Here is a 24789-nt window from a genome sequence, read left to right on the forward strand (position 1 = left end):
CGGCCGGGCTCTGGCAGGGCCTTACTCGTTGTCCCCGCCGGTGTCCTGTGCGGCGTGGTACTGCGGGCCGCCCTTGCGGGTGCCGGTCTCGCCGACGTCGGGCCACACCCAGTCGCGCACCTCGGGGATGTCCTCCCCGTGCTGGCGGGTCCACGCCCGGGCGCGGATGCGGGCGTCCTGCATGCGCTGGCGCAGGCCGGCGGCGCGGGAGCCGAGCGAGGGCACGCGGTCGATGACGTCGATGACCAGGTGGTACCGGTCCAGGTCGTTGAGCATCACCATGTCGAACGGCGTCGTGGTGGTGCCCTCTTCCTTGTAGCCGCGGGCGTGGATGTTGCCGTGCCCGTTGCGGCGGTAGGTCAGGCGGTGGATGAGCCAGGGGTACCCGTGGTACGCGAAGATGATCGGCTTCGTCGTGGTGAACAGCGTGTCGAACTCCTTGTCCGACAGGCCGTGCGGGTGCTCCTTCTCGTCCTGGAGCCGCATCAGGTCGACGACGTTGATGACGCGGACCTTCAGGTCGGGCAGCTCGCGGCGCAGGATGTCGGCCGCGGCGAGCACCTCGACCGTCGGCACGTCGCCGGCGGCGGCGAGCACGACGTCGGGGTCCTCCCCGGGTGCCTCGGTGCCCGCCCAGTCCCAGATGCCGAGGCCGCGCGTGCAGTGCTCGATCGCCTCGTCCATGGTGAGGAACTGCGGTGCCGGCTGCTTGCCGCTGACCACCACGTTGACGTACTGCCGGCTGCGCAGGCAGTGGTCGTAGGTGGACAGCAGGGTGTTGGCGTCCGGCGGCAGGTACACCCGGACGATCTCGGCCTTCTTGTTGACCACGTGGTCGATGAAGCCCGGGTCCTGGTGGCTGAACCCGTTGTGGTCCTGGCGCCACACGTGGCTGGAGAGCAGGTAGTTGAGCGACGCGATGGGCCGGCGCCACGGGATGTGGTTGGTGACCTTGAGCCACTTGGCGTGCTGGTTGAACATCGAGTCGACGATGTGGATGAACGCCTCGTAGCTGGTGAGCAGGCCGTGGCGGCCGGTGAGGAGGTAGCCCTCCAGCCAGCCCTGGACCTGGTGCTCCGAGAGCATCTCCATGACGCGGCCGGCGCGGGCCAGGTGCTCGTCCACCTCGGCCGACAGGTACTCGGCGTTCCACTGCTTGTCGGTCTCGTCGTAGACGGCCTGCAGGCGGTTGGAGGCGACCTCGTCGGGGCCGAAGATCCGGAAGTTGTCGGGGTTGCGGCGCACCACCTCGGTCAGGTAGCTGCCCAGCACACGGGGGGCCTCGGCGATGGCCCCTCCGGGGGAGGGGACGTCGACGGCGTAGGCACGGAAGTCCGGCAGCCGCAGGTCCTTGAGCAGCAGCCCGCCGTTGGTGTGCGGGTTGTCGCTCATGCGCAGGTGGCCGGGCGGCGTCAGCGAGACGACGTCGTCGAGGACCTTGCCCTCGTCGTCGAACAGCTCCTCGGGGCGGTAGGAGCGCAGCCACGCCTCGAGGTCGGCGAGGTGCTGGTCGGTGTCGCGGGCGTTGGCGAGCGGCACCTGGTGGGCGCGCCACGACCCGGTGGTCTTCTTGCCGTCGATCGTGGCGGGGCCCGTCCAGCCCTTGGGGGTGCGGAACACGATCATGGGCCAGGCGGGGCGGGAGAGGTCGCCCCCGGCGGCGCGCTCCTTGATGGCGGCGATCTCGTCGAGCACCTCGTCGAGCAGCGCGGCGAACCGGCGGTGGATCTCCCGGTGCGACTCGGTGGAGTCGTCGGCCACCTCGAAGAAGTACGGCTTGTGGCCGTAGCCGACCATGAGGTCGCGCAGCTCCTCCTGGGGGATGCGCGCGAGCACCGTCGGGTTGGCGATCTTGTACCCGTTGAGGTGCAGGATCGGCAGCACGACGCCGTCGGTGGCGGGGTTGACGAACTTGTTGGAGTGCCAGCTGGTGGCCAGGGGCCCGGTCTCGGCCTCGCCGTCGCCGACGACGGCCGCGACGAGCAGGTCGGGGTTGTCGAACGCGGCGCCGTAGGCGTGGGAGAGGGCGTAGCCGAGCTCACCGCCCTCGTGGATCGAGCCGGGGGTCTCGGGGGCGACGTGGGACGGGATGCCGCCGGGGAAGGAGAACTGCTTGAACAGCCGGCGCACGCCCTCGGCGTCCTGCGTGATGTCCGAGTAGGTCTCGGAGTAGGAGCCGTCGAGGTAGGAGGCCGCGACGAGGCCGGGGCCGCCGTGACCGGGGCCGGTGACGTAGACGGTGGACTGCTCGCGCTCCTTGATCGCGCGGTTCAGGTGCGCGTAGAGGAACGTGAGGCCGGGGGTGGTGCCCCAGTGGCCGAGCAGGCGCGGCTTGACGTGGTCACGCTGGAGCGGTTGGCGCAGCAGAGGGTTGTCGAGCAGGTAGATCTGCCCCACGGAGAGGTAGTTGGCGGCGCGCCACCACCTGTCGATGGTCTCGAGGGCCTCCTCCGAGAGGTCCGCCACCCCCGTGGCTCGCCAGGCGGCCTTCGTGGTGGCTGTCGTCGTCGTCATCACACGCTCCCGTCGGTTGGGGACTCGCGGCGTCCGCGCCCTTCATTCCATCGCACAACCTGCGGGTCCGCAGGCGGAGACGGAGCCCACGGCGGGAGCGGTGCACCACCCTCCCGGTGTGGACTGACCACATCCAATCACAGCAGGTGGCGTCCGCGCCGCCCCGGGGCGAGTGACCCCTGGCACATCCGGGCCGGCGGCCTCGTCGCGCGGCGCGCGGCCTCGATACGGTGGGGCCGTGCCCCGCCCGTCCACCGCCCGCGCGCTGCTGCGGCTGCCCCTGCTGGGCGCCCTCGTCGTCGCCGTCCTCGCCGTCGCGCTCTGCGTGCGCCTGGGGATCTGGCAGCTCGACCGCGCCTACGAGCGCGCCGACCTCTCCGAGCAGCACGCCGCGGCCGAGGTGGGTGCCCAGCCCGTCGGCCTGGGCACCCTGGTCGCCCCGCAGTCCGCCATGTCGGGCGACGTCGTCGGCCGCTCGGTCTGGGTCTCGGGCACCTACGAGCCGGAGGGGCAGATGCTGGTCGAGGGCCGTGCGCTCGACGGGCGCACCGGCTACCTGGTGCTCACGCCCCTGCGCGTGGACGACGACGGCACCGGCGGCGCCTCCTGGGCCGACCTCTCCGGGTCCCCGGTGCTGCCGGTCGTCCGCGGCTGGGTGCCCTCGGCGTCCGACGCGCCGGGCCTCGCGGTGCCCACGGGACAGGTGCGGATCACCGGGTGGCTCCAGGCGGGCGAGGCGACCTCCGGCAGGCCCGCGCCCGCGCCGGCACCGGGCGGCCCGCCCGTCACCGACGCCATCTCCACGGCCTCCCTCGTCAACCTCTGGGGCGGGCCGATCTGGGACGGGTACCTCGTGGTCACCGGCTCGCAGCCTCCGCAGGTCGCTGCCGCCGACGGCGGCCCTGCCGCGCTTCCCCGGCCCGTCGTCGAGGGCGCGGGCGTGAACCTCCAGAGCCTCTTCTACGCCGTCGAGTGGTGGGTGTTCGGGCTGTTCGCCCTCGCGTTGTGGGTGCGCCTGGCCCGTGACGAGCTCGCCGCCGCGCGCGCCGGGGCCGAGCAGCCCGGCGGGACGGCGCCCCGCCCGCGCCGCGGCAAGGACGCAGGGATCGCCGGTCTGCCCGGCTGACCCCGCCCCGACCGTCAGCGCGCTGCGAGCGCGTCCGCCATCCGCTCGACGATCTCCGTCAGCACCGGACGCGGCGTCGCCAGCGTGAGGCGCACGAACCCCTCGCCGGCCCGGCCGCAGTCCGCCCCGTCGGTCAGGGCGACGCCCGCCGCCTCCCGGAAGAACCTGGCCGGCTGGTCCAGACCCGCCCCCCGGACGTCCAGCCACGCCAGGTAGGTGCCCTCGGGCGGGGTGTACCGGACCCCGGGCAGCAGCTCGTCCACGAGCGTCCCCAGCAGCCGGCGGTTGCCGTCCAGGTACCGCAGCACGTCCTGCAGCCACGGCTCGCCGTCGTCGTACGCCACCGTGTGCGCCACCACGCCCGGGGTGGCCACCATGTGCTCGACCCACCGGCCCACGCGGGACCAGCGCCGGGCGTCGGCCTCGTCCGAGAGCACCAGCTGGGCCGCCTTGAGCCCGGGCACGTTCCACGCCTTCGACGCCGAGGTGGCGGTGATCGTGTGCGCCGCCGTCGCGGCGGAGACCGACGCGTAGGGCACGTGCTGGTGGCCAGGGTGCACCAGCGGGGCGTGGATCTCGTCGGCGAAGACCCGCCCGCCGTGCCGTTCCACCACCTCGCTGATCGCCAGCATCTCTGCCCGCTCCAGCACGCGGCCGGTGGGGTTGTGCGGGTTGACGAGCACGAGCAGCTGGGCCCCGGAGGCGAACGCGGCGTCGAGCGCGTCGAGGTCGTAGGCGTACCGCCCGCCGTGGGCCTCGTCCGGCACGAGCGGCACCTGCAGCACCTCGCGTCCCAGGTCGGCCGGCAGGGGCAGGAACGGCATGTAGGCCGGCGTCGGGAGGATCACCGGGGAGCCGGGGCGCGTGAAGTGGGTGAGCACCGCCTCGAACGCCACCAGCACGTCTGGCACGGGCCGCACCCGCTGCGGGTCCACCTCCCAGCCGAACCGGCGGAGCGCGAACGCGGCATACGCACGCTGCATCCCCACCTCCAGGTGGCCCGGAAGATAGCCGAGCAGGCCGCGGTCGACGGCGTCGTGCAGGGCGCGCGCCACCGGGGGAGCGGTGCCGAAGTCCATCTCGGCCACGAACGCGCCCAGGGTGTCGGGGAACGCCGTCCACTTGACGCTGCCGGCGGCGCGCAGCGAGTCCACGGTGATGGCGTCGAGCTCGGTGTCCCGGGGCATGTGCCCAGTCTCCCAGTGGAGCCGTGTCGCAGTGGAGCCGTGTCCGGTGGAGCCCTGTCTCAGCGGAGCGGTGTCCCGGTGTCGCAGCGTCGTGGTGTGGTGCCCGTCACGAGACTGCCCCCGAGTGAGGGGCTCTCCTCGCGCGGGCAGGCACCTACGCTGGTGGGCGTGACCGAGGTTTCCGCCGAACAGGCCGCCACCGCCATCCGCAAGGCCCGGGGAGCGCTCTCCCGCTACCGCACGATGGCCCTCGTCACGGGCGTGATGCTCCTGATCCTGGTCGTCGAGATGGTGATCAAGTACGCCATCGGCCAGTTCGTCGACGTCGACGGCGTCATGACCTACCTGCGCTGGATCCCCATCGTGCACGGCTGGGTCTACGTGGTGTACCTGGTCACCGTGCTGCACCTGTGGTCCGTGATGCGCTGGGGCTGGGGCCGCCTGACGACGATGGTGCTGAGCGGCGTCGTGCCCCTCATGTCGTTCGTCGTCGAGCGCCGCGTGCACGCCGACGGCGAGGCCAAGCTCGCCGGGCTCGCCGAGCGCTACGAGGTCGCCGGCGCCTGAGCGTTCGGTGAGGGACGCCACCGCCCGGCGGTCCCGCGCGCAACTAGACTGGTGTGGTGACGACGCCCGCCACCGCCCCTGACAACGCCTCCGGCGCCCCCGCGCCGGCCGACGCGCCCACCACCGCGCAGATCGCCGCGGAGGTCGCCGAGCAGCACCGTCCGGTGCTCGTGGTCGACTTCGGTGCGCAGTACTCGCAGCTGATCGCTCGCCGCGTGCGCGAGGCCAAGGTCTACTCCGAGGTCGTGCCGCACTCGATGCCGGTCGAGCAGATGCTCGCCAAGGACCCGGCGGCGATCATCCTCTCCGGCGGCCCGGCCTCGGTGTACGCCGACGGCGCCCCCGGCATCGACGCCTCGCTGTTCGAGGCGGGCGTGCCGATCATGGGTATCTGCTACGGCTTCCAGGTCATGGCGCAGGCGCTGGGCGGCGAGGTCGCCAGGACTGGCCTGAGCGAGTTCGGCGGCACCCCGGTCGAGGTGTGCTCGGCGGGCGTGCTGCTGGCTGGCACCCCGGAGAAGCAGGACGCGTGGATGAGCCACGGCGACTCCGTGCACCGGGCGCCCGAGGGCTTCGAGGTGCTCGCCACGACGGCAGGCGCCCCCGTGGCCGCGTTCGAGGACCGCGAGCGCCGCCTGTTCGGCGTGCAGTGGCACCCGGAGGTCAAGCACTCGGCCCACGGCCAGGCGGTGCTGGAGCGGTTCCTGTACGACGGTGCCGGGCTGGCGCCCGACTGGACGCCGGGCAACGTCATCGCCGAGCAGGTCGCCGCCATCCGCGCCCAGGTGGGCGACGCCCGCGTCATCTGCGCGCTGTCGGGCGGCGTGGACTCCGCGGTGGCCGCGGCGCTCGTGCAGAAGGCCGTCGGCGACCAGCTCACCTGCGTGCACGTCGACCACGGCCTGATGCGTGAGGGCGAGGTCGAGCAGATCGAGCGCGACTTCGTCGCCGCCACCGGCGTCAACCTCGTGGTGCGGGACGAGAAGAAGCGCTTCCTCGACGCCCTGGCCGGGGTCAGCGACCCGGAGACCAAGCGCAAGATCATCGGCCGCGAGTTCATCCGCGTCTTCGAGGACGCCCAGCGCGACATCATCGCGGAGGCGGGGGAGCACGGCGAGGAGGTCCGGTTCCTCGTCCAGGGCACCCTGTACCCGGACGTCGTGGAGTCGGGCGGCGGCGAGGGCGCTGCCAACATCAAGTCGCACCACAACGTGGGTGGCCTGCCTGAGGACCTGAAGTTCGAGCTGGTCGAGCCGCTGCGCACCCTGTTCAAGGACGAGGTGCGTGCGGTGGGCCGCGAGCTCGGTGTGCCGGAGGAGATCGTCTCTCGTCAGCCGTTCCCCGGCCCGGGCCTGGGCATCCGCATCATCGGCGAGGTCACCGCGGAGCGCCTGGACATCCTGCGCAAGGCCGACGCCATCGCCCGCGAGGAGCTCACCAAGGCGGGCCTCGACGGCGAGATCTGGCAGTGCCCGGTGGTGCTGCTGGCCGACGTGCGCTCGGTCGGCGTGCAGGGCGACGGCCGCACCTACGGGCACCCCGTGGTGCTGCGGCCGGTGTCGTCCGAGGACGCCATGACGGCCGACTGGACCCGCCTGCCCTACGAGGTGCTGGCGACGATCTCGACCCGCATCACCAACGAGGTGCGCGAGATCAACCGTGTGGTGCTCGACGTGACGAGCAAGCCGCCGGCCACCATCGAGTGGGAGTGATCCCTCCGGCTCTCGGCCGGGAGTGACCGGCGAGCCGTCCCACCGACCTGACCGGGTGGTGGGGCGGCTCGCCGCGTCCCGACGGTCACACGGGGCGGAAGTCCCCGCCGTCGAGGTCGGTGACGTCGACGACCAGCTGCTCCGTCCCGTCCCACGGGTCGGTGAACCGCGCGAGCACGTACTCGGGGCCGAGCGCCACCCGCCAGACCCGCCCGCCGTCGCGTGCCGCTGCGGCCCGCGCCGCGCGCAGGTCGGTGGTCCAGCCGAGGCCGCGCGGCTCGCGAGCCGCGCGGTACAGGGTGAGCACGACGTCGTCCATCAGCGGCTCGAGGTCGCTCTCCTTGTCGGCGGGCCGCCCGTCCACCTGGTAGCCGGCCTCGTCGAACAGCTCCGCCCAGGTCTCGGCGTCGAGCAGGGCCTCCGGGTCGTCCTGGGAGGTCCACGCCTCCCGGACGGCGGAGCGCAGGTCCTTGGGGTGCAGGTCCTCCCAGTGCTCCAGGAGGACGTCGGGCAGGGTCTGCGGCGGCACGTCGCGGACGTCGGCCCAGCGCGCCCCCTGCGGCGCCGGCGTCAGGCTGTCGGTGCCGAGGAGGTCGTCGAGGCCCGTCACCGGGCCAGCTCCGCGGCACGGCGGTACGCCGCGTCGGTGTCCGCGAGCACCTGCGGCCAGGCGGTGGGCGGGGCGGCGGAGCGGTTGTGCTCCACGACCCGCTCCAGGAGGGCCCGGTCGGTCGCCAGCCGTACGACGGCGTCGGCGAACGCGTCGTCGTCGGCGGCGAGCAGGCCGGACACACCGTCCTCCAGCAGCTCGGCGGCGCCGGACTGCGACCGGCTCACGACGGCGAGGCCCGCCGCCCAGGCCTCCTGGACCGCCACCGAGAACGCGTCCTGGACGCCCGGCGCCAGGTAGACGTCGGCGCGGGCGTACAGGTCGTGGAGCGCCTCGGGGCTCAGGCGCCCGGGCAGCTCGACCCAGTCGAGGCGGTGCTGGGCGACGTACCGCCGGGCGGCATCGAGCTCCGGCCCCTCGCCCGCGACCGTCGCGCGCAGGGCGCCGGCGGGCAGGCGTCCTGCCGCCGACCGCAGGGCCTCGAGCATCGGCAGCACCCGTTTGCGAGGGGCGAACCGGTTGGCGGCCACCACGTGCAACGCCTGGGTGGGGCGCTCGCCGGGTGGCACGCGCTCGGCGCGCCACGCGAGGTCGACGCCGTTGCGCAGCACCGTCACGGGCGTGCCGTGGGCGGCCCGCTCGACGAACCCGGCGGCCAGGTGGCTGACGGCGGTGTAGGCCACGGGCCAGCGCGACCAGCGGGTGACCCGGTCGAGCGCGGCGAACGCCCGCCACCAGCGGCCCCACACGCTGTGCACCGTCAGCACGGTCGGCAGCCCGCGCCGCGTCAGGGGGCGCAGCGCGGCCTGTGCCGTGGGCGCGAGCATCCCCATGTGCACGTGGACGACGTCGGGGCGCTCGCCCGCCGCCGCCAGCCGCTCGACCAGCGCCAGCAGGTGATGGGTGGAGCGGGGGTGCACGGGGAAGCCGCCCGGCACGCGTGCCGCGATGCGGTGGACGCGCACGCCGTCGTCCTGGACGGCGGTGGTGCAGCCTCGCGCACCGGGCTCCGAGGGCGTCGTCGTGACGACGTCGACCTGGTGGCCCGCGGCGACCTGTCGCCGCGCCAGGTGCGCCACCTGGGTCTCGATGCCGCCGAGCAGCGGGAGGTAGGAGTCGCTCAGGTGCAGCACTCGCACGGCCGGCTCCTTTCTGGCGGGGCTCACGGGGCGCCCACCTGGCGTTTCACCGGGCGGCGAGCGCCCGGTGTCGTTAGCGTGACGTGCGACACAACGACCCGTCACGTCGTCCACCAGGGACTCCGGAGGAGTGGATCGCCATGTCGAGCACCGTCACAGTACGTCCCACCGGCGGGGTCCGAGGGATCGGCCTCGTCAGCATCCTCGCCGGGCTGCTCATGATCCTCGCCGGGGTCGGCGTCTGGGTGCTGGTCGCCTCGCAGCTCGCCGACGAGGACATCACCGTGGCGGAGGACGCCCGGTTCCTCGACGGCCAGCCGGTGCGCGGCCCGCTCACGGCGTACGCGCAGGCCGACATCATCAACCACCACGCCCTCGCGGAGAGCGGTGGGCGCACGTACGCGGAGCTGGAGCAGGGCGACCCGCTGCGCGAGGTGGTCATGACCGCCTCGTTCCTGCGGGCCTCGCTGTTCACGTCGGTCGTCGCGTTCGGGCTCTGCGCCCTGGTGGTGGCGCTCGGTGTGCTGTTCGTGCTGCTGGGCACGGCGCTGCGGCGGCTCGCGGGCCGTCCCGAGGTCTCCGTCAGCGCGCCCGAGCACCCTGTGCCCGCGGCAGGCGGGGTGGCCGGCCGGCACGCCGACCCGGCCTCGGCGCAGCCGCCGGTCGCCACGCCCCGCCCGAGCGGAGCAGACGGGCCGGGCTGACGGGCCGGGCTGACGGGGCAGGGTCCACGTCAGGGCCCGGAAGCCCTGGGGCCAGGGCGACGCCGACGGGGCGGGGGCCGGACCGTGCGCACGGTCCGGCCCCCGCCCCGTCGGCGCCTGGCCACCACCTAGCCACCGCCTAGCCGCCTCGGGCACGGGGGGCTGGTGGGAGACAGGCTCAGGCGTCGCCGTCGGCGTGGTTGCGGCGCCGGATGCCGCTGACCACGGACGCCACCACGAGCACGGCCCCTGCGACCGCCAGCAGCAGGATCGTGGCGAGCCCGACGTCGATGCGGGCGCCCGCCGCCACGGCGAGCACCCCGAGGCCGACGGCGAGGACGATGAAGCCCCACACGATCGTGCCCGTGCGCGGGGTGGTGCGGACCAGGGGCGCGGGCGGCGTCGCCGCCGGCGCCCAGCCGGTCTGTCCCCGATACCCAGGGCCGTAGGCTCCCGGGCCGTAGGCGCCGGGGCCGTCGCCCGTACCACCGGGTGCCGCGCCGTAGGGCGTCCCGCTGGAGAAGGGTCCGGGGTGCGGCGACCCGCCGGGCGAGGGAGTCGCGTGCTGGGGAGCGGCGGCGGACGGCGCGTCGTAGGGCGGTGTCGTCCCGAACGGGGCGGTGCCTGCGGCGGCCACGGTCCGCTCGTCGTCGGGCACGTCGGGCACGTCGAACACCGAGAGCGGCTCGTCCGGGCGGGCGCTGCGGCCCGTGCCGTCGCCCGTGCCGTCGCCGGCATCGAGGACCTGGGTGTCCTCGGGGCTGAGCACCTGCGTGTCGTGCGCGTCGGCCCGCGTCTCGTCAGGGCCCAGCAGGCGGGTGCCCCCGGAGGGGAGCACCTGCGTCTGCGCGGGGTCGTCGGCCGCGGCGTCCTCGGGCGCTGCGGTCTCGGTGGGGTCGTCGTGGTTCGGGTTCTGGCTCATCACTTCTCCTCGATGGTCACGTTGCCGGCTCCCGCGCCGACCAGGAGCCGCAGACGGGCACCGTCGACGGCCTCGTCCGAGTGCAGGTGGGAGGTGCCGCCCCCGACGCGGCTGACGGAGCGCTCCTCGCCGTCGAGCCGCCAGACGACCTGGCCCGCCATCAGCCGCACCTCGGCCTCGACGGCCTCGTCGCGCGGCACGATCACGGTGACGTCGCCGGCCGTCAGCGAGACGGGCACCTCGACGGGCTCGCCCAGCGGGACGTCGGTCAGGTCCAGCTCGGACAGATCGACGGTCGGGTCGCCGAACTGCACGCGGTAGCCCTCCTGGGCCTCGGCCACCGACCGCGCGGTGATGGTGCCCTCCGTGATCTCGGCAGCGCCGTCGGTGGCGACGCGCAGCGGCTGGCCGTCGACCACCACCACGCCGTCCCACAGGGTGACGGGCCGCCCGGAGAGGAAGCCCCACGGAAGGGTCACCACCAGGCCGACGATCGCGAAGAACCCGAGCCACCCGCTCGACCGGCCCCGCACGCCGCTGACCACGATGCCGGCCCCGACGACGAGGAGGGCGACGCCCAGCCAGGTGAGAGGGGCGTCGTAGGAGCTGCCGAGCCACGGCAGCACCACACCTGTGCGCTGCTGGGCCAGGAGCGCCGCCCCGGCGATGAGCACCAGGCCGACGACGGCACCCACCGTGCGCCCGCCGGGGCCGCGCACGATCTCGCGGCGGCGCGGGGCGGGCGGCGGCACCGGTGGCCCGGCCGGCGGGCGGGGCACGTAGCCCGTCTGCGCACCGGACGGCAGGTACGGGGAGGCGTAGACCGGCGGCGCACCCGGAGCGGGCGCGGTCTGCACGGGCTCGCGGTCCGTACGGCCGGGCTCCGGGGCCGAGGCTCGCGCTGCCGAGCCGTGCGCGGGCACGGCGTCGTCGTGCAGCGGGTCGTCGCTGCCGGACGTGCCGGACGTGCCAGACGCGGCGGGGCCGGGCGCGGCAGCTCCGGGCGCGCCGGTCGCCGGGCGCGGAGCCTCCGGCGCGGGACCGCCCTCGTGCCCCGGGGTGCCGGGTGCGCCGGGGCCGGACGGCGCCGCGCCCCAGGGAGCCGCGCCGTGGGCAGCCGTACCGTGGGCGGCCTGCTGCCGGTCGCGGTGACGCTCGCGCAGGTACCGGAACAGGAGCCAGGCGACCGTGCCCCACACGGCGAGCCAGAAGATGCCGAAGAACCAGTCCCAGCCGGTGCTCCACCAGGAGGCGAAACCGTCGCCCCAGGCGAAGCCGGTCAGGAGCACCGCGACCGAGCCGAGCAGTGCGACGTCGAAGTCGCCGCGCAGCGCCTGCTGCAGGTGGATGCGGCCGTCGCTGCGCTCGGGCAGCAGCGCCCAGCCGATGGCGTAGGCCACCAGGCCGGCCCCGGTGAGGAAGAAGCTGACGATCAGCAGGCCGCGCACCAGGAGGGGGTCCCACCCGAGGCGCTCGGCCACGCCACCGGCGACGCCGCCGACCCACCGGTCCTCGGAACGGGCGATCCCGGACCGGCGTACCGAGTCGAAGAACCGGTCTCCGGCGGGCCCCGTGGGGCGAGGCGGGGGGCCGTATGCGCCGGACGGCCGGGGGCCGGGCTCGTGCGGCGGGGGGAACGGCGCGCTCATCGGGAGCCTCCGGGGACGTCGTGGGCGCTGCGGGGCGAGGTGCCCCGCGTGCTCCGGTGGTGCGATCTCATGCCTCGATCCTTGCTCGCCCGCCGCTGCCGGGACATGGGGTGCTGCCCTGAGCCGACCCTGAAAGGTGCCCGGAGCGAGGGTGCCGGCACCCTGGTTCGTGTCCCGGAGGGGCGTCTTCGTGCTGCGGACGTGCCACGATCGGGGCGTGAGCACCACGACCGGACGTCCCGAGAGCGGCGCTGCCCGCCTGCCCCTGCGGCGGCCGCAGCGCGACCGCTGGGTGGCAGGCGTGTGCGCGGGCGTGGCGGCACACACCGGCCTGCCTCTGCCCGTGGTGCGGATCTTGGTCGTGCTGCTGGCGCTGTCCGGTGGTGCCGGCGTCGCCGTCTACGTCTTCTGGTGGGTGACGGTGCCCACGGGTGACCCGCGTGACGCCGCGGCCGCCCGAGAGCCGGCGGCCATGCACCGGCTCGCGCCGCGCCTGCGGCTGTCCGGGCCGGTGGCGCGCATGCAACGCCGGGACATCCTCGTGGGCGCCGTGCTGCTCGTGGGCGCCGCCGTGCTGGTGGCGGTCCGCGCGGGCTGGGACTGGAGCCAGTCGTGGGTGCTGCCGTCCGTGCTCGCGCTGGGCGGCCTGGCGCTCGCCTGGAGCCAGCTCGACAGCCTGCAGCGCGGCGGCGCCGGCCCGGACGGCGGCGACCGCGGCCGGGGCCCGGCGCTGACCCGGCTGGCAGGCGGCCTGGTGCTGGTCCTGGCCGGCGTGCTGCTGTTCGTGGGGCAGGACACCCCGGGCTGGGCGGTGGTGCAGGCGGCGTTCGCCTCGATCGCCGTCCTGACGGGGTTCGCGCTCGTGCTGGCGCCGTGGTGGCTGCGGCTGGCTCGCGAGCTGGGCGACGAGCGCGCCGCTCGCGCCCGCGAGGCCGAGCGCGCCGACATCGCCGCGCACCTGCACGACTCCGTGCTGCAGACCCTCGCCCTGATCCGCAACCGTGCCGACGACGCCGACACCGTGGCCCGCATGGCCCGCGCGCAGGAGCGTGAGCTGCGCGAGTGGCTGTACGACGACCGGCGCGAGCCGGGCACGTCGCTGGCCGCCGAGCTGCGCTCGCTCGTGGCCGAGGTGGAGGACGGCCGTGTCGGCAAGCCGGCGGCCGACGACGCGGGTCCTGTCGCCGTCGACGTGGTCGTCGTGGGCGACTGCGTGCCCACCGAGGCCACCACCGCCCTGCTGCAGGCCACGCGCGAGGCCCTGGTCAACGCCGTCGCCCACGGCCGCCCGCCCGTGACTGTCTACCTCGAGGTCTCCGACGCCGCGGCCGAGGTGTTCGTCCGTGACCGCGGTGACGGGTTCGCGATGGAGGACATCGCCTCTGACCGCTTCGGCGTGCGCGAGTCGATCCTGGGGCGCGTGCGCCGTCGCGGCGGCACCGCCGACGTCACCAGCCGGCCGGGCTGGGGCACCGAGGTGCGCCTGCGCATGCCGCGCGAGCCCGCGCCCGCGACGCCCCACGCGTCGGCCTCTGCGCAGGGCCCCGACCAGGCGGCGGCGCGCCCCGACCAGGCGGCAGCGCGCGACGGCGGCCCCGCCGCCCCGGGTACCGTGCCCCCGACCGTCCCGGGCGCACCGGCTCCCGCCGCAGCGCCCACCCGCCCCGACGAAGGAGCCCGCCCGTGAACGCCCCCGACGTGGCCCTGCCCGTCCCCGTGGTCCTCGTGGACGACCACCACATGTTCCGCACCGGGGTGCGCGCCTCCCTCGACGAGCGCGTCACCGTGGTGGGCGAGGCTGCCGACGTGGACCAGGCGATCGCCGTGGTGCGCGAGAAGCGCCCGCCCGTGGTGCTCCTCGACGTCCACCTGCCCGGCGGTACCGGCGGTGGCGGCGCGGAGGTGGTGCGCCAGTGCGCCGACCTCCTCGGCGGCACCCGGTTCCTCGCCCTGAGCGTGTCCGACGCCGCCGAGGACGTCGTCGCCGTCATCCGTGCCGGCGCTCGCGGCTACGTCACCAAGAACATCTCGGCGTCCGACCTCTCGGCGGCCGTGGTGCAGGTGGCGGGCGGCGACGCCGTGTTCTCCCCGCGCCTGGCCGGGTTCGTGCTGGACGCGTTCGGCACCGCCGCCGGCGAGGTGTCGGTGGCGGACGACGAGCTCGACCGGCTCTCCAAGCGCGAGCAGGAGGTCATGCGCCTGATCGCCCGCGGCTACTCCTACCGGGAGGTGGCCGGCGAGCTGTTCATCTCGATCAAGACGGTCGAGACCCACGTCTCGGCGGTGCTGCGCAAGCTGCAGCTCTCCAGCCGCTACGAGCTGACGCGCTGGGCGGCGGCGCGCCACATCCTCTGACGCCTGGGCCGCGTGGGGCGCAGCCCGGGCGCGCCCGGGGACGGACAAGCGCCCAGCCCGGGCGGCCCCGAGCCGCCCTCGGCGCCCCTCAGCGCGCCCTTGGTGCGTCGGTGGCCTCCGTTCAGCCGTGGAACCTCTCGACGACCAGGTCGACCAGCCGCGGGTCGGGGGCGCCGCCGGTGAGCAGCGGCGCGGCCGTGACGTCGGCGCCGGCCTTGGCCGCCAGGTCGACGAAGAACCCGGGGGCGAGCAGGTAGGGCAGCGCGACGACGCGCGCCGCGGGACGCTCGGCGCGGGCCGCGGCGACGGCGTCGGCCGCCCGGGGACGGGCCGCGCTGAGGTAGGCGAGGCGCACCCGTGACCGTGGCCGGCCGAGGCGTGCGGCGAGCCGTGACGCCGTCTCCTCGCAGCCGTGGAGCGCGCGGGCGTCGCTGGACCCGGCGGCGACGAGCACCAGCTCGTCGTCCGGCCCCAGCCCGGCCTCGGCCGCCCGGTCGGCCAGCACGTCCACGAGGCGGTCGTCGGGCCCCAGGGCCGGGGCGAGGGATGCGCCGCCCCGCGCCGCGACGGCCTGGGTGGCGTCGACGTGCACGTGATACCCGGCCGAGAGCAGCAGCGGCACGACGACGGCCTCCCGGTCCGGCGGCACCGCGGCGAGCGCCGCCGGCAGGTCCGGCTGCTGCACGTCCACGAACGCCGGGCGCACGTCCGCCTCGTCGCCGAGGCGTGCCGCGACGGCGTCGACGAGCGCGGAGACGGCGCGGGCGCCGTCGTCGGACGACGTGCCGTGCGACGTCGCGAGCAGCACCCGCACCGCGGACCGCCCGTGCTCGCCCCGCCCGGACGGCCTGCCCTGCTCCGCCGGACGGTCCGCCTGCGCCGGCCTCCCGGCCGGCCGTGCCTCGTCCTGCGCCGTGTCGTGCGGCTCGTGCGCTCGTCGCGCCCCCTGTGCCCCCTGTGCCCCCTGTGCCTGCCAGGCCGGGGAGAGCGTGACGACGTCGCCCACCACGACGACGGCGGGGGAGCGCACCCCGGCCGCGGCGGCGCGGGCACCGGCGGTTCCCAGCGTGGCCACGGTGGTGCGCTGGCGTGGCCCGTAGCCGTCCTCCACGATCGCCACGGGCGTCTGCGGGGAGCGCCCGCCCGCCACCAGGGCGGCGGCGGTGCCTGCCAGGCCGGAGACGGCCATGAGCAGCACCACCGTGTGCTCGGGGCCGCCGGGCACGCCGTCGAGCAGGGGCGCGACGTCGTCGTGCCCGGAGAGCACGGTGAACCCCCGCGCCACGCCGCGGTGGGTCAGCGGGATGCCCGCGAGGGCCGGTACGGACACGGCGCTGGTGACCCCGGGCACCACCTCGACGGGCACGCCCGCGGCGACGCACGCCTCGACCTCCTCCCCGCCGCGGCCCAGCACGTACGGGTCGCCGCCCTTGAGACGCACGACGTCGCGGCCGGCCAGGGCGTGCTCGACCAGCAGCTCGTTGATCTGAGACTGGCGCACCGGGTGGTGGCCGGGGTCCTTGCCGACGTCGACCACCTGCGTGCGCCCGGCGCGCACGCGCGGCAGGTCGTCGAGCAGGGCGCGGGGCGCCAGGCGGTCGACCACGACGACGTCGGCCCGCTCGAGCAGGCGCAGCCCGCGCACCGTGATGAGGTCCGGGTCGCCGGGGCCGCCGCCCACGAGCCACACCCGGCCGGTGGTCCGGCGGGTCGCCGCGGTCATGACGCCGTCTCCGCCTGCAGGCCCCGGCGGCGCAGCACGGCGCGCTCGAGCGGGGCGAACACGAGCAGCTCGACGGCGATGCCGACGGCCAGGATGAGCAGGATCGCGGTGAGCACCAGCGACATGTCGGCCAGCTCTCGGCCCTGCTGGAGGAACGCGCCCAGCCCGAACCCGATCGAGCCGCCGACGGCGATGATCTCGGCCGCCATGAGCGACCGCCACGAGAACGCCCAGCCCTGCTTGAGCCCGGCGAGGTAGCCGGGCAGGGCTGCGGGGAGGACCACCTCGGTGACCATGGCGACCCGGCCGGCACCGAGCACCTGGCCGACGCGGCGCAGCAGCGGCGGCACCTGGTCCACGCCCGCGACGATGCCGTTGACGATGGAGGGCACGGCCCCCATGAGGATGACGAAGTACACGGTGGCGTCCGAGAGCCCGAACCAGATGATGCCGGCCGGCACCCAGGCCACCGAGGGCAGCACCTGGAGTCCGGTGACGATCGGCCCGAACGTGACGCGGACCCAGCGCACTCGCGCCACGACCACGCCGAGCGGGGTGCCGATCGCCACGGCGGCGAGGAAGCCGAGCACGCCCCGCTCGAGCGAGGTGCTCAGCGCCTCCCAGAGGGTGCCGTCCGCGGCGGCGCTGGTCACGGCGTCGGCCACCTGGCGGGGGCCGGGCAGGTTCCACAGGGGCTGCACGCCCGACCACACCACGGCCTGCCACACGACGAGCAGCACCGTGGCGGCCAGCACGGGCGGCCAGAGGCGGGAGAGGGCGGCCCTGCCGCGGCGGGCGGGTGCCGGCTGCGTCTGCAGGGCGTCCAGCCCGGCCTCGACGCCCGCGAGGTCGGGGGAGCGGGGCACACGGCCCTGCGCGCTGGTGCCGGGGTCCGGCGGAGCGTCGGGGGCGGTGGTGTCAGCGGGCATGGCGGCTGATCTCCTCGCGCAGGTGGTCGGTGATCTGCCCCGGCAGGCGCTCGGCGTCCTCGTCGGCGACGCGCCACTCGCGCACCACGCGCCCGGGCCGGGACGACAGCAGCACCACGCGCTGCCCGAGCCGCACGGCCTCGCGCACGTTGTGGGTCACGAACAGCACGGTGCGGCCGGTGGTGCGCCAGATGCGCTCCAGCTCGTCGTGGAGCAGGTCGCGGGTGATGGCGTCGAGCGCGGCGAACGGCTCGTCCATGAGGAGCACGTCGCGCTCCTGCGCCAGCGCCCGGGCGAGGGCCACCCGCTGGCGCATGCCGCCGGACAGCTCGTGCGCTCGCTTGTCCGCGGCGCCGTCCAGGCGCACCAGCGAGAGCAGCTCCCGAGCTCGCTCGCGCCGTTCGGACCGGGGGACCCCGCGCAGCCGCAGCGCCAGCTCCACGTTGCGCCCGGCCGTCAGCCACGGGAAGAGCGCGGCCTCCTGGAACATCAGCGCGGCGGGCCGTGACTCGACGCTGCCGGCCGTAGCCCGCTCGAGCCCGGCGACGACGTTGAGCAGCGTTGACTTGCCGCAGCCCGAGGCGCCCAGGAGGCAGACCAGCTCGCCGGGGGCGATGTCCAGGTCGACGCCGTCGAGCACGGGGGCGCCGGGGACGAACTCCTTGGCGACGCCACGCAGGCGCACGGCGGGCCGCCGCGCAGGCGTGGCCACCGGCGCGGGGGCGGTCGTCGTGCCGGTCGTGCCGGTCGTGGTCGTGCCGGCCGGGGCGCTGGTCATGGCCTCACTCCTCGCCGAGCCCGGCGGCCGGCACCGGGTCGCGGCCCGTCGCCCGGAGCACACCGTTGAGCAGCCGCAGGTCGTAGATGCCGGTCAGGTCGGCGTCGGTGGTCGTGCCGGCCGTGACGCCGTCGGCCAGGAGCGTCGGCAGCGTCGCGGCGAGCGGGTCGGCCGTGAACTCGATGTTCGCGAACGCCCGGTCCAGCACCTCGTCCGGCAGGGGCCGGCCCGCGGCCGCCGCGATCTGCTCGTTGACGAGCACCTTGGTGCCGTCCGGGTCCTGGACCAGCGCGTCGATCGCCGCGAGCTCGCCCCGCAGCAGCGCCTCCACGGTCTCCGGGTGCCGCTCCAGGAAGTCGGTGCGCACGATCAGGTGGGTGGTCAGGAACCGGCCGTCCGGCCACAGGTCCTTCTCGTCGACCAGCACGTGCGCGCCCGCCTCGAGCACCAGGCGCGAGGCCCACGGCTCGGGCAGCCACCCGCCGTCGAGCTGGCCGTTCTGGAAGAGGGTCAGCGTCTGCGCGTTCTCCGTGGGAGTCACCGACACGTCGCCGCCGCCCCGGATGTCGTTCGCCAGCCCCTGCTCGGTCAGCCACGCGCGCAGCGCCACGTCCTGCGTGCCGCCCAGCTGCGGGGTCGCCAGGTGGGTGCCGCGCAGGTCCTCGGCCGACTCGATGCCCTCGCGGACCACGAGCTGGGCGCCGCCCGACGTCGCGCCGGCCACGATGCGCACCGACTGCCCGCCCGACTTCACGAACGCGTTGATCGCCGGGTTGGGGCCGATGAAGGTCGCGTCCACGGCGCCGGCGTTGAGGGCCTCGATCGCCGCGGGCCCGGCGTTGAACACCTCGGTGGAGAGCGCGGTGCCGCCCAGCTCCTCCTCGAAGTACCCGCCCGCCACACCGACGAGCGCCGGGGCGTGGGTCACGTTCGCGAAGTAGCCGAGCCGCAGCTCGTCGGCAGGACCCGTGCCCGGCTCCGCCCCGTCGGCCGAGGACGGGCCGGCGCAGGCTGCGAGCCCCAGGGCCGCCGCGGGCGCGAGCAGGGCGGCCAGGGCGCGGGCCGTCAGGCGGGAGGGGGAGGTCGTCACGGGTTCTTCCCTTCGTCGTCGACCATCCCGGCGGCGAGCGTGCCGCCGTCGTCGGGGTCGATCAGCAGGAACGCGCCGGTGCGGCGTGCACGGGCGTAGGGCTCGGCGGGCACGGGCGCCGCCAGGCGCAGGCGCACGCGGCCGAGGTCGTTGAGCACCAGGTGGTCCGACGGCGTCAGCGCGCCGAGGTCGAGGGTGTCGAGGTCGAGCCGGCCGAGGACGCCCTCGACCACGGCCCGCACCGTGCTGGTGCCGTGCTTGAGCAGGACCCGCCGCCCCGCGGGCAGCGGGGTGGCGGCGAGCCAGGCGAGCGTCGCGGTCAGGTGCTGGGTGGGCTGCGGGGCGCCGTCGGCCGCGGCGAGGAGGTCACCGCGGGCGACGTCGACGTCGTCGGCCAGGCGCACCGTGACCGACTGCGGAGCGAAGGCTTCGGGCAGGGTGGCGAGACCAGCGGCCAGGGAGTCGGCCGTGTCGATGCCCGCCACCGTGGTGCGCAGGCCCGAGGGAAGCACCACCACCTCGTCCCCGGGCCGCACCACGCCCGCGGCCACCTGGCCGGCGTACCCGCGGTAGTCCCGGTAGGCGTCGTCGGTGCCCTGGGGGCGGATCACGTGCTGCACCGCCAGGCGGAACGGCTCGCCCGCCGGCGCGTCAGCGGCCGGCAGGTCCTCCAGCAGCCCCAGCAGGCTCGGCCCCTCGTACCAGGGGGTCCGGTCGGACCGCTCGACGACGTTGTCGCCCAGCAGCGCCGAGACCGGCACCGCGTGCACCTGCTCGACCCCCAGCGCCGCCGCGGCCCGCCGCAGCTGCGCCACAACCTCCTCGAAGCGCTCGGGCGACCAGCCCACCAGGTCGATCTTGTTGACCGCCACCACCACGTGCGGCACCCGCAGCAGCGCCGCCACCGCCAGGTGCCGCCGGGTCTGCTCCAGCAGCCCCTTGCGGGCGTCCACCAGCAGCACCACCGCGTCCGCGGTCGACGCCCCCGTCACCGTGTTGCGCGTGTACTGCACGTGGCCCGGGCAGTCGGCCAGGACGAACGAGCGTGTCGCCGTGGCGAAGTAGCGGTAGGCGACGTCGATCGTGATGCCCTGCTCGCGCTCCGCCCGCAGCCCGTCGGTCAGCAGCGCCAGGTCGGCGTGCTCCAGGCCGCGGTCGCGCGAGACGCGCTCGACGGCGTCCAGCTGGTCGCTCAGCACCGCCTTCGAGTCGAACAGCAGCCGGCCCACCAGCGTGGACTTGCCGTCGTCGACCGACCCGGCCGTCGCGATGCGCAGCAGCGTGGCCGGCCCGTCCAGGGCGCCCGCCGGCGTGGGACGGTGCGAGGTCGGTGCGGTCGTGGTCCCGGTGGCAGCAGCCATCAGAAGTAGCCCTCCTTCTTGCGGTCCTCCATGGCGGCCTCCGAGAGGCGGTCGTCGGCGCGGGTGGCACCACGCTCCGTCACACGGGTGGCGGCCACCTCGGCCAGGACGTCGTCGACGCTCGCGGCGCCGGAGAGCACCGCACCGGTGCACGACATGTCGCCCACGGTGCGGTAGCGCACCGTCTCGGTACGCAGCGTCGCCGCCTCGGCCGGTGTGCGCGGCGCCGACCACGGGCCCGGCGCGAGCAGCATCCCGTCGCGCTCGAACACCTCGCGCTCGTGCGCGTAGTACAGGCCCGGCAGCTCCACCCCCTCCCGGGCCACGTACCGCCACACGTCCAGCTCGGTCCAGTTCGACAGCGGGAACACGCGCACGTGCTCGCCCGGACGGTGCCGGCCGTTGTACAGGTTCCACAGCTCCGGCCGCTGGTTGCGCGGGTCCCACTGACCGAACTCGTCGCGCAGCGAGAAGATCCGCTCCTTGGCGCGCGCCTTCTCCTCGTCGCGCCGGCCCCCGCCGAACACCGCGTCGAACCGGTGCGTGGCGATCGCGTCCAGCAGAGGCCGGGTCTGCAGCGGGTTGCGGGTGCCGTCCGGGCGCTCCCGCAGCCGGCCGTCGTCGATCCAGTCCTGCACGCTCGCCACCTCCAGCCGCAGCCGCAGGCGCTCCACCACCCGGTCCCGGAACGCCAGGACCTCCGGGAAGTTGTGGCCCGTGTCCACGTGCAGCACGGGGAAAGGCACCGGCGCGGGCGCGAACGCCTTCACCGCCAGGTGCAGCATCACCATGGAGTCCTTGCCGCCGCTGAACAGCAGCACCGGGCGCTCCAGCTCGGCCACCACCTCACGGATGACGTGGACGGCCTCGCTCTCCAGGGCGTCGAGCAGGGGCAGGGTGCCGGTCGTGGTCGCCGGCCGCGCGGTCGTCGTGATGGTCATCGGTCCCTCTCAGGTGTGCAGCCCGCACTCGGTCTTGTCGAAACCCGCCCAGCGCCCCGAGCGCGGGTCCGCCCCGCGCTCGACCCGCTGCGTGCACGGCGCGCACCCGATCGACGGGTAGCCGTCCTCCAGCAGCGGGTTGAGCACCACCCCGTGGCGGGCGGCGTACCCGTACAGGTCGTCGCCGGTCCAGGCGGCCAGGGGGTTCACCTTCACCAGGCCGTTCTTCTCGTCGAACGTCACCAGCGGGGTCGCCGCGCGCGTCGGCGCCTCCTCGCGGCGCACCCCCGTGAACCACACCTCGTAGCCCGCCAGCGTGCGGGCCAGCGGCTCCACCTTGCGCATCGCGCAGCAGGCCGCCGGATCGTGGGCGAACAGGTCCCGGCCGTGCACCGCGTCCTGCTCCGGGACCGACAGCGACGGGCGCACGTCCACCACGTGCACGTCCAGCGTGGCCGCCACCGCGTCACGCGTCCCCACCGTCTCCACGAAGTGGTAGCCCGTGTCCAGGAACAGCACGTCCACCCACGGCAGCTCCCGAGCCACCACGTGCGGCAGCACCGCGTCGGCCATCGAGCACGCCACCGCCGCACGGTCCCCGCCCAGCTCGCGCGCCACCCACGCCACCACCTGCGCGGCCGACGCCTCGTCACCGGCCCCCACGCCCGAGCCGCCCAGCTCCGCCGCACCCCGTGCCGCGACCTCCCGCAGCCAGGCGACGTCGCGGCGCTCGCGGGCGTCGCGGCGGGCCTCGCGCGCCGCCAGGTGCTCGGCGTGGGCACGCTCGCGCGCCTCGTACGCCGCCTTCCGGGACGCCGTCGAGCCGCCGGTCAGGGAGGTCGCGGCGGCGCTCTGCGCGCCGGTGTCCGGCACGACCCCGGGGAGCCGCGTCGTCGGGTCCGTGCCGTGCGCCGTCATCGCAGGGCCTCCTCGTCGGCGCGGTGGGCCCACTGGCCGAACGTCTCGCCCTCGGCGCGATCGGCGTCGTACCGCCGCACCACCCGCTCGACGTAGTCGGCCAGCCCGTCCGCGGTGACCTTCAGGCCGCGCACCGTGCGGCCCAGGCCGGCCTCGTCGCGGTCCTGGGAGGCCAGCCCGCCGCCCAGGTGCACCTGGAAGCCCGGCACCTGGTCGCCGTCGTCGTCCTGCACGATCTGGCCCTTGAGGCCGATGTCCGCGGTCTGGATGCGGGCGCAGGAGTTCGGGCACCCGTTGACGTGCAGCGACAGGGGCGTCAGGTGCGCCAGGTCGCCCAGGCGCTCCTCGAGCGTCGTGATCGCACGGGACGCCGTGGCCTTGGTCTCGACGATGGCGAGCTTGCAGTACTCGATCCCCGTGCAGGCGATGGCCCGACGGCGGAACGGCCCCGGCCGGGCGGTGAGCCCGATGCCCTCCAGGGCCTCGACCAGGGGGTCCACCCGCTCCGGAGGCACGTCCAGCACCACGAGCTTCTGGTGCGGGGTCAGGCGCACCCTGCCCGACCCGTGGGCCTCGACGAGGTCGGCGACCTGCCGCAGCTGCGGCCCCGACACCCGGCCCACGACGGGGGAGACACCCACGTACCGCAGGCCGTCCTTCTGCGCGTGCACGCCCACGTGGTCCCCGGGCTGGTCCGGCACCGGGGCGGCGGGGCCGTCCGGCAGCGGGTGGCCGAGGTACTCGCGCTCCAGCACCTGCCGGAACCGCTCGGCACCCCAGTCGGCCAGCAGAAACTTGAGCCGGGCCTTGTTGCGCAGGCGGCGGTAGCCGTAGTCGCGGAACACCCGCACCACGCCGTGCCACACGTCCGGGGCCTGCTCGGGGGCGACGAACACGCCCAGCCGCTCGGCCAGCCGCGGGGCGGTCGACAGGCCCCCGCCCACCCACAGGTCGTACCCGGCGCCGAGCGTCGGGTGCTCGACCCCGACGAACGCGACGTCGTTGATCTCGTGCACCACGTCCTGGCTGGGGTGGCCCGTGATCGCGGACTTGAACTTCCGCGGCAGGTTCGCCAGCGACGGGTCCCCGACGAACCGGCGCTGGATCTCCTCGATCACCGGCGTCGGGTCCACCAGCTCGTCGCGGGCGATCCCTGCCACGGGGCTGCCCAGGATCACGCGGGGCACGTCGCCGCACGCCTCGGTCGTGGACAGGCCCACCGCCTCCAGCCGCCGCCAGATCTCCGGCACCGACTCCACCTCGACCCAGTGGAGCTGGACGTTCTGCCGGTCGGTCAGGTCGGCGGTGCCGCGCGCGAAGTCCTCGCTGATCCCGGCGACGGTGCGCAGCTGCTCGGTGGTCAGGGCGCCGCCGTCGATCCGCACGCGCAGCATGAAGTACCGGTCCTCGAGCTCGTGCGGCTCCAGGGTGGCGGTGCGGCCGCCGTCGATGCCCGGGCGCCGCTGCGTGTACAGCCCCCACCACCGGAACCGGCCGTGCAGGTCGTCGTCCGGGATGGAGTCGAAGCCCTGCAGGGCGTACACGGACTCGATGCGCTCGCGCACGGCCAGCGGGTCGGACTCCTGCTTGAACGCCTCGTTGTGGTTGAGCGGTGTGGTGCCGTCGACCTTCCACTGGCCGTTCGGTCGTCCCGAGGGGCGCGGCGGGCGGGCGGTGGCGCCGGCGGTGGGCGGCGAGGTGCGTGCAGGGGAGGTCATGGGTTCCTTCGCGGTCGGAGTTCCGTGCGCGGGCCGGTCGGAGGCGGACGGCCGGGCCTCCCGAGGAAGGACGCGCGGGCCGCCGCCTAGCGACACCCGCCGCAACGGCGGGGGACAGGGAGCGTGGTCGGCTGCATGGCGCGTGATGGTGCGTGCCGCGGCCGGATCCGACAAGAGGTTCCGCGGAATGCCCGCATTTTGAGACGTGGGTTGTCCATGGGGTTCGCTGCGTCTTGACCGTGCTGCTGCACATCACGTTCGCGCCCGGCGCTCCGTGGTGGTCGGCGCTCTGGCCAGGAGTCGACGCGCAGCGTGCGCGTGGACTGCCTTCGTTCGCCCGGGCTCATCGCGACGTCTCCCGGTACGCAGCCCGGCTCATCGAGTGTGGCGGCGAAGGTGTGCTGCAGGAGTGGTTTCGCGAGTGATCCGGTATCCACCGTCGCCCTGTTGAGCCCGTCACAGTGCTTGGTGACTGCTTCGCCAGCACTGGTACCCTCCGCGAAAGCGGCATTAGGGACAAAAAGCCTCGCCGGTCGGCGGTTCTGTGGTGACATGGCGCTGGATGGGGTTTTTCACCCGCTTTGGGAGCGCTGAAGTGTGACCTAGCGCATACCTTCGGGCTACCAGCGCGATCCGCGTTCGGCGGCCTCGCGCTGGGGCGGGCTCCGTCTGGAGATCGGTTCACGACACGCAGAGGTGCAGAACTGGAATCGGACGGCAAGCATGAAGAAGCCAATGTCGAAGGTCGGATGGGTGGCAGGGCTGACCACCGCGATGATGTTGGCGTTCGCGCCGCTGGCGAGCGCAGGGGCAACTGCCAGAGCCAGGTCGACCGGAACGGCCCGG

General features: G+C 74.9%; 20 protein-coding genes. 6 read left to right on the forward strand and 14 right to left on the reverse strand.

Going from position 1 to position 24789, the window contains the following annotated elements:
- Positions 1-21 precede the first annotated feature (21 nt).
- Positions 22-2514: a phosphoketolase family protein gene (locus tag DNL40_RS00540; protein WP_111249290.1), complete on the reverse strand. Its 2493-nt coding sequence runs from the start codon at positions 2512-2514 to the stop codon at positions 22-24.
- A gap of 238 nt (positions 2515-2752) precedes the next feature.
- On the opposite strand from DNL40_RS00540, the gene DNL40_RS00545 reads away from it, so the two are divergent.
- On the forward strand, positions 2753-3640 hold the full coding sequence (locus DNL40_RS00545) for an SURF1 family protein (protein ID WP_245885545.1): 888 nt from the start codon (positions 2753-2755) through the stop codon (positions 3638-3640).
- Positions 3641-3654: 14 nt separating this feature from the next.
- On the opposite strand, the gene DNL40_RS00550 is transcribed toward DNL40_RS00545, so the two are convergent.
- Positions 3655-4827 carry a MalY/PatB family protein gene (locus DNL40_RS00550; protein ID WP_111249291.1) on the reverse strand — a complete coding sequence of 391 codons (1173 nt, stop codon included), beginning with the start codon at positions 4825-4827 and terminating at the stop codon, positions 3655-3657.
- Positions 4828-4995: 168 nt separating this feature from the next.
- Between DNL40_RS00550 and DNL40_RS00555 the strand changes: the two genes are divergently transcribed.
- A complete protein-coding gene (locus tag DNL40_RS00555) occupies positions 4996-5394 on the forward strand; it encodes a DUF3817 domain-containing protein (RefSeq protein ID WP_111249860.1) in 399 nt (132 codons plus the stop codon).
- A gap of 131 nt (positions 5395-5525) precedes the next feature.
- Positions 5526-7106, forward strand: coding sequence for a glutamine-hydrolyzing GMP synthase (guaA, locus tag DNL40_RS00560; RefSeq protein ID WP_111249861.1), 1581 nt, complete (start codon positions 5526-5528; stop codon positions 7104-7106).
- 85 nt (positions 7107-7191) lie between these two features.
- Here the strand turns inward: guaA and DNL40_RS00565 are convergent, their stop codons facing one another.
- Together DNL40_RS00565 and DNL40_RS00570 are read right to left on the reverse strand one after the other, a co-directional pair.
- Positions 7192-7716: a hypothetical protein gene (locus tag DNL40_RS00565; protein WP_111249292.1), complete on the reverse strand. Its 525-nt coding sequence runs from the start codon at positions 7714-7716 to the stop codon at positions 7192-7194.
- Positions 7713-8855: a glycosyltransferase family 4 protein gene (locus DNL40_RS00570; RefSeq protein ID WP_111249293.1), complete on the reverse strand. Its 1143-nt coding sequence runs from the start codon at positions 8853-8855 to the stop codon at positions 7713-7715. The genes DNL40_RS00565 and DNL40_RS00570 overlap by 4 nt, the downstream gene beginning before the upstream one ends.
- Before the next feature lie 140 nt (positions 8856-8995).
- Here DNL40_RS00570 and DNL40_RS00575 point away from each other — a divergent pair, with 140 nt between their 5' ends.
- Complete coding sequence (locus DNL40_RS00575) at positions 8996-9559, forward strand: aromatic ring-opening dioxygenase LigA (protein WP_342766625.1); 564 nt, start codon at positions 8996-8998, stop codon at positions 9557-9559.
- A 178-nt stretch (positions 9560-9737) separates the two neighbouring features.
- Here DNL40_RS00575 and DNL40_RS00580 read toward each other — a convergent pair whose 3' ends face one another.
- Positions 9738-10481, reverse strand: a complete 744-nt coding sequence (locus DNL40_RS00580) for a hypothetical protein (protein ID WP_111249294.1) — start codon at positions 10479-10481, stop codon at positions 9738-9740.
- Entirely contained in the window at positions 10481-12130 is a 1650-nt protein-coding gene (locus DNL40_RS00585) for a PspC domain-containing protein (RefSeq protein WP_111249295.1), read from the reverse strand. The genes DNL40_RS00580 and DNL40_RS00585 overlap by 1 nt, the downstream gene beginning before the upstream one ends.
- Positions 12131-12347: 217 nt before the next feature.
- Between DNL40_RS00585 and DNL40_RS00590 the strand changes: the two genes are divergently transcribed.
- Positions 12348-13817 carry an ATP-binding protein gene (locus DNL40_RS00590; protein WP_111249296.1) on the forward strand — a complete coding sequence of 490 codons (1470 nt, stop codon included), beginning with the start codon at positions 12348-12350 and terminating at the stop codon, positions 13815-13817.
- Positions 13814-14485, forward strand: a complete 672-nt coding sequence (locus tag DNL40_RS00595; RefSeq protein ID WP_281268401.1) for a response regulator — start codon at positions 13814-13816, stop codon at positions 14483-14485. Before DNL40_RS00590 ends, DNL40_RS00595 begins: the two co-directional genes overlap by 4 nt.
- A gap of 121 nt (positions 14486-14606) precedes the next feature.
- Here DNL40_RS00595 and cobA read toward each other — a convergent pair whose 3' ends face one another.
- The 8 genes from cobA to DNL40_RS00635 are packed head-to-tail and all read right to left on the reverse strand — an operon-like array spanning position 14607 to position 23943.
- Entirely contained in the window at positions 14607-16208 is a 1602-nt protein-coding gene (gene cobA, locus DNL40_RS16940; RefSeq protein ID WP_111249297.1) for a uroporphyrinogen-III C-methyltransferase, read from the reverse strand.
- Entirely contained in the window at positions 16205-17137 is a 933-nt protein-coding gene (locus DNL40_RS00605; RefSeq protein ID WP_111249298.1) for an ABC transporter permease, read from the reverse strand. Before DNL40_RS00605 ends, cobA begins: the two co-directional genes overlap by 4 nt.
- Positions 17127-17915 carry an ABC transporter ATP-binding protein gene (locus tag DNL40_RS00610; protein WP_111249299.1) on the reverse strand — a complete coding sequence of 263 codons (789 nt, stop codon included), beginning with the start codon at positions 17913-17915 and terminating at the stop codon, positions 17127-17129. Before DNL40_RS00610 ends, DNL40_RS00605 begins: the two co-directional genes overlap by 11 nt.
- 4 nt (positions 17916-17919) lie before the next feature.
- Entirely contained in the window at positions 17920-19005 is a 1086-nt protein-coding gene (locus DNL40_RS00615; protein WP_111249300.1) for an ABC transporter substrate-binding protein, read from the reverse strand.
- Positions 19002-20366, reverse strand: coding sequence for a sulfate adenylyltransferase subunit 1 (locus DNL40_RS00620; RefSeq protein WP_111249301.1), 1365 nt, complete (start codon positions 20364-20366; stop codon positions 19002-19004). The genes DNL40_RS00615 and DNL40_RS00620 overlap by 4 nt, the downstream gene beginning before the upstream one ends.
- Positions 20366-21307, reverse strand: coding sequence for a sulfate adenylyltransferase subunit CysD (cysD, locus tag DNL40_RS00625; RefSeq protein ID WP_111249302.1), 942 nt, complete (start codon positions 21305-21307; stop codon positions 20366-20368). Before cysD ends, DNL40_RS00620 begins: the two co-directional genes overlap by 1 nt.
- 9 nt (positions 21308-21316) lie before the next feature.
- The gene (locus DNL40_RS00630; RefSeq protein WP_245885546.1) at positions 21317-22225 is read right to left on the reverse strand and encodes a phosphoadenylyl-sulfate reductase; all 909 of its coding nucleotides are present in this window, start codon (positions 22223-22225) and stop codon (positions 21317-21319) included.
- Positions 22222-23943 carry a nitrite/sulfite reductase gene (locus tag DNL40_RS00635; protein ID WP_111249303.1) on the reverse strand — a complete coding sequence of 574 codons (1722 nt, stop codon included), beginning with the start codon at positions 23941-23943 and terminating at the stop codon, positions 22222-22224. The genes DNL40_RS00630 and DNL40_RS00635 overlap by 4 nt, the downstream gene beginning before the upstream one ends.
- Positions 23944-24789 lie beyond the last annotated feature (846 nt).

This window comes from Xylanimonas oleitrophica (assembly GCF_003244315.1).
GTDB classification, from domain to species: domain Bacteria; phylum Actinomycetota; class Actinomycetes; order Actinomycetales; family Cellulomonadaceae; genus Xylanimonas_A; species Xylanimonas_A oleitrophica.